The sequence below is a fragment of the Nocardia sp. NPDC059154 genome (assembly GCF_042755705.1).
Classification (GTDB): domain Bacteria; phylum Actinomycetota; class Actinomycetes; order Mycobacteriales; family Mycobacteriaceae; genus Nocardia.
This window is the reverse complement of the sequence record NZ_JBHZCS010000092.1, coordinates 24,768-35,322: the sequence shown is the minus strand read 5'-3', so window position 1 is coordinate 35,322 and position 10,555 is coordinate 24,768. Positions and strand designations below refer to the sequence as shown.

General features: G+C 67.3%; 10 protein-coding genes. 5 read left to right on the top strand and 5 right to left on the bottom strand.

The genetic code is table 11. The annotated features are described in order from the left end of the window. The 4 genes from ACFXN1_RS45655 to ACFXN1_RS45640 all read left to right on the top strand — a co-directional run. The coding region (locus ACFXN1_RS45655) for an NAD(P)H-dependent flavin oxidoreductase (protein ID WP_379463964.1) at positions 1 to 545 on the top strand (545 nt) is incomplete at its 5' end. A gap of 574 nt (positions 546 to 1,119) precedes the next feature. Further along, on the top strand, positions 1,120 to 2,301 hold the full coding sequence (locus ACFXN1_RS45650) for a hypothetical protein (RefSeq protein ID WP_379437920.1): 1,182 nt from the start codon (positions 1,120 to 1,122) through the stop codon (positions 2,299 to 2,301). Positions 2,302 to 2,311: 10 nt separating this feature from the next. Next, positions 2,312 to 2,824, top strand: a complete 513-nt coding sequence (locus ACFXN1_RS45645) for an ImmA/IrrE family metallo-endopeptidase (RefSeq protein WP_354831205.1) — start codon at positions 2,312 to 2,314, stop codon at positions 2,822 to 2,824. A 19-nt stretch (positions 2,825 to 2,843) separates the two neighbouring features. Next, complete coding sequence (locus ACFXN1_RS45640; protein WP_379437922.1) at positions 2,844 to 3,875, top strand: hypothetical protein; 1,032 nt, start codon at positions 2,844 to 2,846, stop codon at positions 3,873 to 3,875. Between the two features lie 588 nt (positions 3,876 to 4,463). Here ACFXN1_RS45640 and ACFXN1_RS45635 read toward each other — a convergent pair. After that, positions 4,464 to 4,880 (bottom strand): helix-turn-helix domain-containing protein, encoded by a 417-nt coding sequence (locus ACFXN1_RS45635; RefSeq protein WP_011207048.1) that lies wholly within the window; start codon positions 4,878 to 4,880, stop codon positions 4,464 to 4,466. Positions 4,881 to 5,238: 358 nt separating this feature from the next. Beyond that, complete coding sequence (locus ACFXN1_RS45630) at positions 5,239 to 6,405, bottom strand: steroid 3-ketoacyl-CoA thiolase (RefSeq protein ID WP_379437923.1); 1,167 nt, start codon at positions 6,403 to 6,405, stop codon at positions 5,239 to 5,241. A gap of 206 nt (positions 6,406 to 6,611) precedes the next feature. Here ACFXN1_RS45630 and ACFXN1_RS45625 point away from each other — a divergent pair, with 206 nt between their 5' ends. Further along, positions 6,612 to 7,808 carry a cytochrome P450 gene (locus tag ACFXN1_RS45625; RefSeq protein WP_379398260.1) on the top strand — a complete coding sequence of 399 codons (1,197 nt, stop codon included), beginning with the start codon at positions 6,612 to 6,614 and terminating at the stop codon, positions 7,806 to 7,808. Between the two features lie 119 nt (positions 7,809 to 7,927). Here ACFXN1_RS45625 and ACFXN1_RS45620 read toward each other — a convergent pair whose 3' ends face one another. The 3 genes from ACFXN1_RS45620 to ACFXN1_RS45610 are packed head-to-tail and all read right to left on the bottom strand — an operon-like array spanning position 7,928 to position 10,538. Continuing rightward, on the bottom strand, positions 7,928 to 8,344 hold the full coding sequence (locus ACFXN1_RS45620; RefSeq protein ID WP_379398124.1) for a nuclear transport factor 2 family protein: 417 nt from the start codon (positions 8,342 to 8,344) through the stop codon (positions 7,928 to 7,930). Beyond that, entirely contained in the window at positions 8,341 to 9,507 is a 1,167-nt protein-coding gene (locus tag ACFXN1_RS45615) for a thiolase domain-containing protein (protein WP_379398122.1), read from the bottom strand. Before ACFXN1_RS45615 ends, ACFXN1_RS45620 begins: the two co-directional genes overlap by 4 nt. Beyond that, positions 9,504 to 10,538 (bottom strand): thiolase domain-containing protein, encoded by a 1,035-nt coding sequence (locus ACFXN1_RS45610; protein ID WP_379437925.1) that lies wholly within the window; start codon positions 10,536 to 10,538, stop codon positions 9,504 to 9,506. The genes ACFXN1_RS45615 and ACFXN1_RS45610 overlap by 4 nt, the downstream gene beginning before the upstream one ends. Between the last annotated feature and the right edge of the window lie 17 nt (positions 10,539 to 10,555).

The window sequence follows — 10,555 nt, the reverse complement described above, 5'->3', positions numbered from 1 at the left end:
GCCGCGGCCTGGCCGCCGCGCTGTCCTACGGCGCGGCCGGCGTCGCCATGGGCACCCGCTTCCTGCTCACCCAGGACTCGAGCGTCCCGGACTCGGTCAAGCAGGAGTACCTCAAGCGCGGACTGCAGGACACCGTCGTCTCCAAGAAGGTCGACGGCATGCCGCACCGCGTGCTGAACACCGAACTGGTGGACAAGCTGGAGCACTCCAGCGGCCTGCGCGGACTCACCGCCGCCGTCTCGAACGCCGTCAAGTTCAAGAGCATGACCGGCATGAAGTGGTCGACCATGATCAAGGACGGCATCGGCATGCGGAAGCAGAAGGGCCTCACCTGGTCCCAGGTCATCATGGCCGCCAACACCCCGATGCTGCTGAAAGCCGGTCTGGTGGAGGGCAACACCCACGCGGGCGTGCTCGCCTCCGGCCAGGCCGCGGGCATCATCGACGACCTGCCCACGGTGCAGGACCTCATCGACCGCATCATCACCGAGGCCATCGAGCGCATCGACAGCCTCAACACCTACCGCGTCAGCACCACCGCCTGACGCGTCCCCGAACGTGCGCGGCCACCACAGCCCGACCGCGCACCCGGATCCGGCCAACCCTCGGATCCTTGCGCGCGCCCATCCGGCGCGCGCCGAGCCGTCCCCGGAACCTCTCGCCCGGGGGCGGCTTCGCGCGTTTATCGACCCATCACGCAACGTCGGGGCGCCTTGGTGCGGATCCGTGTCGGGCCGGCCGGGGCACCTGCGAGTTAGCTGCCTTTTGCCTGATTTGTCAGCTTTAGTGCGAGGTTTCAGACCTCACGGTCGTCCTGCTTCGACGGTGAGATTCGGCCCGAAGAACCTGGCCCGGGCCAATTGGCCTGGGCCGCTGGTGATATTGGGTACATGGGGTGTCCCGCAGGCGTACGGTTTGTGAGCCCCCCTAATGCAATCGGGGACTTGCGCGGATTGCCGTCGTGACCGGTACGATGGCCGCGTTCCGCAACGGTCCGGCAATCGGGGCGACAGTGTGAGCTCGAGACCTGTCCCGAACTGCCTCGTGCGGATCGGGATTCCGTACCCCTGGTGCGGAGGAAGCCAAGCGCGCGGTATCTGATGAGGGGATGGCTGTCGCATGATCGTCGATCGTGCAATGCGCCTGGTGGCAGTGATCGCTGCTGTCACCGGTTCGGCGCTGCTCGCGCCCGCGGTTGCCGATGCGCATCCGGGGGGCATCCCGCTCGATCCCGTACCCGCGGGCCAGGATCCGACCCTGTCCGCGCCCGGCGGTTCGCAATCGCAGGCGCCCGCTGTCACGCAACCTCAGGCAATCGATGCCACTCGTCCGCAGCCCGTCACCCCGGTGGCCGGGCCGCAGGATCTGCTGTCCATGCTGCTCGCGCTCGGAACCGGCTCGGCCGGTGCCGGTTCCGCCGGCGTCGGCTCGGCCGCGGTCGGTTCGGCCGGACTGGGCACCGTGCTGGGCGGAACCGGCTCCGCGGCCCTGGGGACCGGGTCTGCCGTAACCGGTTCCGCCGGTGCGGGATTGGGTTCGGCCGTCGCCGGTACCGGTTCGGCCGCGCTCGGAACTGGTTCCGCCGCAGTCGGTTCCGCCGGTCTCGGGACCGCGGGTGTGCTCGGCCTGGGTTCGGCGGGCGTCGGCTCCGCGGGCGTGGGGACCGGCTCCGCGCTACTGGGCCTGCTGCTCGGCACGGGTTCGGCCGCAACAGGTTCGGCTGCGGTGGGCTCGGCCGCAACGGGTTCGGCCGGGCTGGCCGCGCTGTGCACCGGTTCGGCCGCGGTCGGTTCCGCCGGAATCGGTTCCGCCGGTGTTGGTTCCGCGGTCGGTGCGCTCACCGGCCTGGGCTCGGCCGGCTCCGGTGTCGGTTCGGCGGGGCTCGGTTCCGCCGCGGTCTGCGCTTCGCCACTGCTGCTGTTGCTGATCCCGCCGCCCGCCGCACCCTCGGTGCCGTCGGTGCCGCTGGAGATTCCGCAGCCCCCGGCGGTGCCGCAGTTGCCCGCCGTCGTAGCCCCGGCGGCCGCGCTGCCCGAGCCGGAGGTCGTACCTGCCGCGCCACCGCCTCCGCCGCTCCGCGCGCCGGTGCCCGCTCCCGTTCTGGCCCAGCCGAATCCGGATGTGAAGCCGACCTCGAACAACACCCCGCTGCCGCCGTGGAAGCCACTGTCGGTGATCGGCGGGCTGATCGCCATGGCGCTGGTGGGCACCGGCTCGGGCGCGGTGAGCTTCCAGAGCGCGTCCGCGGCCCAGGCGCGCGTCGATGCCGCGCGCGCTGCCTTTTTCGGACCGAGGGTATGAGGGGACCGCGATGACCGGGAGCAAGGCTCATAGCATCGGGTCCTACCGCCGGGTGGCCGCCGCGGTGGACGCGGTGTGCGCGGTGGCCGCCGATTTCGACGCCACCGACCTGGACGAGGTGGTGCTCGCCATCTCGGCGGAGCGGCGGCGGATCATCGAGATCGCCAGTGCCCAACTGGGTCCGGGCGTGTGCGGCCAGCGCCGCAGCTATCCGGACCGGGATGTGATCGTGCTGGCGCAGTCGCTACCCAGTCGTGAGCACACCCTGGCGCACGAGCTGGGGCACATCGTCTTCGACCATCCGGGCGAGGCGGCGACCGAGGTGGTGCTGGAGGCCAGCGACGATCTCATCGCCTACATGCTCAGCCAGCGCGCGCATCAGAAGGCCATCGATCTCGGCGACGACGAGCAATGCGAGTGGGAGGCGGAGACTTTCGCGAGCATGCTCATGACCCGCCTGCGCGTGTTCAACAGCCGGGGCGCGGGCGTCTCGGTCCTTCGATTCGATGAGGCGTTGGGATGACCGAGTCAGGGGATGCGGCATGACCTTCTGGGTGACGGCCATGCTGGTGTGGATGGCCTCGGGTGCACGCGTCGGGCGCGTGCTGGTGAAACCGGCGACCACCGCGCGGGTCGCGATCGTGATCGCGGTGGCCGCGGTGGCGCTGGCGGTGACCGTCGGCGTGCCGGAAATCGCTCTGGCCGTTGACCATTTGGCACCGGGTGGCGTGCACGGCCAGTGGCTGGGCGACCGGGTGGTCACCGCGGCGTGGATCATGTTCGCCACCGCCACCTGGGTGGTGGCGGCCGCGGCGTGGCCGGTGGTGTCGCGACGAAATCTGCGTCAGATCGGCATGATGATCTATGCTGGCGGCGCGATCGCCATGATTCTCACGCTGCTCTGGTCGCTGACCTTCGGCTGGGTGATCGTGCTGCTGGAGTGCGTGTTCATCGTGATTACCGGTGTGCGCAACCTGGATTGGACCACGCTGGGCCGCGGTATCGCGCTCTACACCACCGGTACCGCGGTGGTCGGTGTGCTGGCGGCGATGTCGATTCGCCGCGAGGCGCGCGACGAGCCGATGCCGAAGCCCGGCGACGAGGGCTGGTTCTGGCCGATGTGGCAGATCGCGGCCATGCTCATCGCCATCGGCGCGGTGTGGATCGTGATCGAGCTGTGGTGGCGAGCCCGGGTGCTGCTCAAGCAGATTCACACCCTGCACCGGGTGCTGATCGCGCGCTTCCCGGAGGTGGTGGCGCACGAGCAGAACGGATCGGGCACTCAGCTCAAGGCTTCCGATCAGGTCGCGCAGATCATGGACGCGCTCTATCTGCAGTCCGGTGGCGGGGTGGAGCTGGCCGCGGCGGGGGCGCCGCCGGTCTCGGTGGCCGAGCGCGCGCAGCGGGTGGCCGCGTGGTCGCGTAATCCGTTCGGCGAGGTGGTGATCGACGGTCGCTGGATCTCGCCGCCGGCGGGGGTCAGTCCGCGTGGCTGGGTGCAGGCCATCGCCCGCGCCTACGACGCGACGGCGGCCGCGTCGCCGAGCACGATTCAGGGCTCCGCGCAACGGTAGTCATTACTTTTCCATTACTATTCGGCGGATCCGCGTATTACCACCCCTCAGCGGCTCCGAACTTGATCACGCGGAGATCACCGACTCAATTGCGATCTTGTCGCAAATGCGCAAGTCCCGTACCGCGCGCGATTGCCAAGGGCGTGGCATTCCGGCGGGCCCTGCACGATGAGACTTCGTATCCGAGGTTTCGTCTCATCGAACCCGTCGTGCGCAGTACGGGACTTTGCTTGTCAGTAGATGTTGTCACTCTTGCTTGTCGCGGATGATGCATTGGGGCCGAAACATCCACAGTGCACAAAACGACATAGTGCACAAAACAACTCATTGGACCGACCGGACTCGCCCAGTCGGCGTTATGCCAGGTTTGTGCATACTGCACCAGTGCAGGGGTCTACGCCACATGGCCTCAGCACGCTGAGACCGGTGCAACATCCTGCACTCGAACCGAATGGTCCGGCGGGTCACCGGCACTGCCCTGCAAGCAGTGCCGGTGACCCGTTCATGTCGAGTCCGGAGCAAGCCCTGTAACAAACCAACACAGTGCGGCCTCCGAGCTAGCCGCACTGTGTTGCTCTGTGGCAGTGCCTATTCCGTGCCGTCCGGAGGAATTTCGGGCAGTCCTTCGCTTGCCCGCAACTTCTCCGCCATAGAGGTGAGGAGGTTCTGAGATTCTTCGGACAGGTCGAACGCCCTACTCGACAGACGACGGAGTCCATAGCCCTGCAGCTGGGACAGCAGCTCGAGATCGTGATCGATCTTCGCCGCGTAGATGTCGTTGAAGAAGTAGTCCGGCTTGACCTTGAAGAACTTTGCCAACGCTGCCACCGTCTCATCCGACGGGTTCGTGCGCTGTCCCGACCGCAACTGCGACAGATACGGTTTCGAGATCGGATGGCCGGATGCCGTCAAGGCTGCCGCCACCTCTGCGTTCGTGTGCGGCTTACGCCCCGGGGGATGCACGGTTTCGAACAGCTTGTTCAGCCGCGCCGCGAAATCAGCCATTGTGAGCCGCCCAATTCCCTTCGCTGTACTAACAGTCGTTATCTCGGATACGTATCATTGATATTAGCGGCTCAGTAACTGAAAACCTACGCCTGATTCGCGATTTCCTTGAAGCTTCTAGGCGGTCATCCGCTTCACCCGCTGTGGCTTGGGCGTTTGCGGGCTAACCCTACGGTTCTTGCTGAGCGCTTAAGAGCCCCGGTTCTGGCCCGTCGCGAGGCTCTTCCCGGACGGGCCGCGGGTAGCCATAAGATAGCTGACGTCTCATCTTCCTGCCTGTGCCGCTGATCATGTGGCGTACGCCACGTTTTGCGGCCAGCAGGATGAACGTTCAACCTGGCCGAAAATCATTGAGGGACTAGATCCGTTCGATGATCGTGCCCGTCGCGAGGGCGCCGCCGCAGCACATCAGGACCATGGCGGTGGTCTTGTCCGAGCGCTCCAGCTCGTGCAAAGCCGTTGTGATCAAGCGGGATCCGGTGCTGCCGACCGGGTGGCCGAGCGCGATGGCGCCGCCATTGACGTTGACGCGATCGAAATCCGGCTTGTGCACGGAGGCCCACGACAGCACCACGGACGCGAAAGCCTCGTTGATCTCGAACAAGTCGATGTCGGAGATGCTCATGCCGCTGCGCTCGAGCAGTCGCTCGCACGCCTGCACCGGACCATCCAGGTGGAATTCGGGCTCGCCACCCACCAGGCACTGCGCCACGATGCGGGCGCGCGGGCGCAATCCCTCACGCTGCGCGGCCTTTTCGTCCATGAGCAGCACCGCGGCCGCGCCGTCGGAGATCTGCGAGGAGGTACCGGCGGTGTGAATTCCGCCCTCCAGCACCGGCTTCAGCTTCGCCAGGCCCTCGCGGGTGGTCTCGCGCAGACCCTGGTCGCGGCTGATGTCGGCGAACTCGCCGGTGAGGTTGCCCTCCTTGTCGACCTGCGGCGCGTTCTGGATGGCCAGCACCTCGCGATCGAAGCGGCCCTCCGCCCACGCCTGCGCGGCCAGTCGCTGCGAGCGCTCACCCAGCTCCTCGACATCGTCGCGAGTGATGCCGCGCCGCTTGGCGATTCGCTCGGCGGCCTCGAACTGGTTGGGCATGTCGATGTTCCAGGACGCGGGACGGCGCGGGCCGGCGTGCGTTCCGACGTTGGCGCCCAACGGAACATGGCTCATGGACTCGATGCCGCAGGCCATGCCGACCTCGATGGCGCCGGTGGAGATGAGCCCGGCCACCAGGCCCGCGGCCTGCTGCGCCGAACCGCACTGGTTGTCGATGGTGACCGCACCGGTCTGCCACGGCAGCCCGGCGTGCAGCCAGGCGGTGCGGGTGACGTTGTTGCCCTGCTCGCCGACCTGCATGACGCAGCCGCCGACGACCTGTTCGACCAGCGCCGGATTCAGTTCCGCGCGCTCGAGCACGCCCTGCTGTGCCGCGCCCAGCAGCTCGGCGGCGTGCAGGCCGGCCAGCCAGCCATTGCGCTTGCCGATGGGCGTGCGGGCGGCCTCGACGATGACGGGAGTACCCATGTCTTTCCTTCCGGATTAGAACTGCAACGAGTTCACAACCAGTAACGTAAGCCTGTTCCGGACCAATACCTAGTCCCTTCTCTTGTTTTACCTCCTGTGCTTCAATAGCGGTAGAACGTGTTTCAGTTGGTCAAAGGAGACTGCTGGTGGTCGACACTGCAGCCCGGCCCGATGTGCCGGATGGATTCGATGTCACCGACCCGGAAATGTGGGCGCACCGGGTCCCGGTCGAAGAACTCGCCGAACTGCGCCGCAGCGCCCCCATCTGGTGGAACCCCAAGTCGCCGGAGGTCGGTGGCTTCACCGACGACGGCTTCTGGGTGCTCAGCAAGCACGCCGACGTCAAGACCGTCTCGCGGCGCGACGACGTGTTCTCCACCTATGAGAACACCGCCATCCCGCGGTTCCAGGACGACATCACGCGCGAGCAGATCGATCTGCAGCGCTTCGTCCTGCTGAACAAGGACGCCCCGGAGCACACCAAGCTTCGCAAGATCATCTCCAAGGGCTTCACCCCGCGCGTCATCAACGGCCTGCGGGCGGAGCTGACGGCCCGGGCCGAGGCCATCGTGAAGGCCGCCGCCGACTCCGGCACCGGTGACTTCGTGGAGCAGGTGGCCGCCGAGCTGCCGCTGCAGGCCATCGCCGAACTGATCGGCGTGCCGCAGGAAGACCGCATGAAGCTGTTCAAGTGGTCCAACGACATGACCAGCTACGACGATCCGGACAGCGACGCCGACCCGGTGATCGCCTCCACCGAGATCCTCGGCTACTCGTACCAAATGGCCGAGGCCCGCCGGGCCTGCCCGGCCGACGACATCGTCACCCAGCTCATCAATGCCGACATGGACGGCGAGGCGCTGCTGCCGGAGGAATTCGGCTTCTTCGTCATGATGCTGGCCGTCGCGGGCAACGAGACCACCCGCAATGCCACCACGCACGGCATGATCGCGTTCATGGAGAACCCGGACCAGTGGGAGCTCTTCAAGAAGGAGCGGCCCAAGACCGCCGCCGACGAGATCATCCGCTGGGCCACTCCGGTCAGCTCGTTCCAGCGCACCGCGCTCGAGGACGTGGAAATCAGTGGCGTGCAGATCAAGAAGGGGCAGCGGGTGGTGCTGTCCTACCGCTCGGCCAACTTCGACGAGGAGGTGTTCGAGGATCCGTACACCTTCAATATCCTGCGGGATCCGAACCCGCACCTGTCCTTCGGCGGCACCGGCGCGCACTTCTGCATCGGCGCGAACCTGGCCCGGCTCGAGATCGAGATCATCTTCAATGCCATCGCCGATCACATGCCCGACATCTCCAAGCTCGGAGATCCGCGACGGCTGCAGTCCGGCTGGCTCAACGGCATCAAGGAATTCCAGGTCGACTACAAGACCTGCCCCGTGAAGCACTGAGCCGCAGATGATTTGATCCGCCCCGTTCCCCCTCTCACTCCTCGGGGCGGAGAAAAAGGAAGCGGGCGACTGGGATTCATCCAGTCGCCCGCTTCGTCTTTCGTATGCCGACCGAGGGTCTAGGCCTTCTTCATCGTCGACATGGCGCGCTCGGTCTCCCAAAAGGCGCGCAGGGCAAGAATTTTCCCGTCCTCGTCGACCTTGTAGGTGAAGACGCCTTCCGCGTCGACGATATGACCACTCATGGTGGTGCGGATGCGGCCCGTGTAGGCCACCTCACGACCGCAGGCGAAGGAGTCGTCGAAGAGGAACTCGATCGACTCGGTGGGGGCAATCGCCTTGTCCCAGAAGGCCGCGATGGCCTCCGCGCCGCGGTGCCCGACGCCCTCGGGATCGAAGAAGGACGGCCCGATGGGGTCCTCCACGATCCCGTCGGCGGCGAACAGCGCCACCCAGGCCTCCTTGTTCTTCGCCCGCACCGCGGCCTGCGACGCCGTGCCCGCTACCCGGGCCGGGTGTTCGGTCGTGGTGGTCACGGCTGCTCACTCCCGACGACCCACATCGAGAAGTACTGCGAGCCACCGCCGTACGCGTGGCCGTAGGCCTTGCGCGCGTTCTCCACCTGGTAGTCGCCGGCCCGGCCCATGACCTGCTTGGCGGCCTCGGCGAAGCGGATCATGCCGGAGGCGCCGATCGGGTTGGAGGAGAGCACGCCGCCGGACGGGTTGACCGGCAGCTTCCCGCCGATGGCGGTCTCCCCGGCGTCGGTGAGCTTCCAGCCCTCGCCCTCGGGCATGAAGCCCAGGTTCTCCAGCCACATGGGCTCGAACCACGAGAAGGGGACATAGATCTCGGCCGCGTCGATCTCCTCGAGCGGGTTGGTGATCCCGGCCTGCTTCCACAGCGCCTTGGCGGCTTCCTGACCGGCCTTGGGGTTGACCTGGTCGCGGCCGGCGTAGGCGAGCGGCTCGGTGCGCATGGCGGTGCCGTGCACCCAGGCCACCTTCTTGCCCTGTGCCTCCACGGCCTTGCCGGACGCCTCGTCACCGATCACGATGGCGCAGGCGCCGTCCGAGGACGGGCAGGTCTCGTCGAAACGAATGGGGTCCCACAGCATTTGGGAGGACATCACGGATTCCAGGGTGATGTCGGGCTGGTGCAGGTGCGCGAACGGATTACGCGCGCCGTTGCGGCGGTCCTTCACCGCGACCATGGCGCCCACGTGCAGCGGGGCATTGGAGCGGCGGATGTAGGCGCGCACGTGCGGGGCGAAGTAGCCGCCCGCGCCCGCGCCGACCGGCATGGTGAACGGCACCGGATTCGACAGCGCCCACATGGCGTTGGACTCCGACTGCTTCTCCCACGCGATGGCCAGCACCTTGCCGTACACGCCGGCCTGCACCTGGTTGGCCGCGACGATCGCCGTCGAGCCGCCCACCGAACCGGCGGTGTGCACCCGGAGCAGCGGTTTTCCGGTGGCGCCCAGGGCATCCGCGAGGAACAGCTCCGGCATCATGGAGCCCTCGAAGAAGTCGGGAGCCTTGCCGACCACCACGGCGTCGATATCGGCCATGGTCAGGCCGGAGTCGACCAGGGCGCGGTCGATGGCCTCGCGGACCATGCCCCCCATGGAAACATCCGACCGTTTGGTCACGTGATGGGTCTGTCCGGTGCCGAGCACCGCGGCGGGGAGTGTCATCGTGCCTCCAGGGTGGCAACCAGGTTCTGCTGCAGCGCGGGGCCCGAACTGGCGTGGGCCAGTGCGCGATTCGCGGTGCCGTTGATGATTTCGGTGGCGGCGAAGCCGATGCGCTCGAGGCCCGCGGCGAACATCGGATTGCCCGACAGCGGACCGCCGGACGGATTGATCCGGGTGGTGCCGTTCAGGCCGATGGCCTGCTTCAGGATCAGCTCCTCGTGGCTGAACTGCGCGTGCAGCTCGGCGATGTCGAAGCCGCTCGTGTCGCCGCCGGTGAGGGCGTCGGCCGCCTTCTTGGCCGAGGCCGAGACCGTCAGGTCGCGCGCACCCAGCACCGGGGTGTCGATGTAGTGGGCCATTCCGGTCAGCCAGGCCGGACGCTCGCACAGCTCGCGGGCGCGATCGCCCACGGCCAGCACGATGGCGGCCGCGCCGTCGGTGATGGGCGCGATGTCATGGGCGCGGAAGGGATCGGCGACCTTCGGTGCGGCCAGCAGCTTTTCGGCGTCGGAGCCGGTGCTGCGCGCGGCCACCGCGGCCATGTCCGCCTCGGTCCAGCGGCCCGCGTCCAGGCCCGCCCGGGCCTGCAGGCCGGCGATGGACACCGAGTCCGGCCACAGCGGCGCGACCAGGTACGGGTCGGTCTGCAGGGTGAGGATCTGGCGCAGGGTACCGGCCGAGGCCTTGCCGAAGCCGTACACCAGCGCCGTCTCGGCCTGTCCGGAGCGCAGTTTCACCCACGCCTCGTACAGCGCCCAGGCCGCGTCCATCTCCACGTGCGACTCGTTGATCGGCGGCACCGCGCCGATGGAGTCGATGGCCGAGATGAACGAGAAGGCGCGTCCGGCAAGGTAATCCGAGGAACCGGAGCACCAGAAGCCGATGTCGGAGACCCCGATGCCGAGCTTGGCGTAGAGCTCCTGGAAGCAGGGCGCCAGCATCTCGACGCCATTGGTGGTGCCGAAGGTCTCCGGCACGTGCGGCGCGTGCGCGAAGCCCACGACCGCGATGTCAGTTGCCTTGTGGTTCAAGGTGGTTCAGCGCCTCT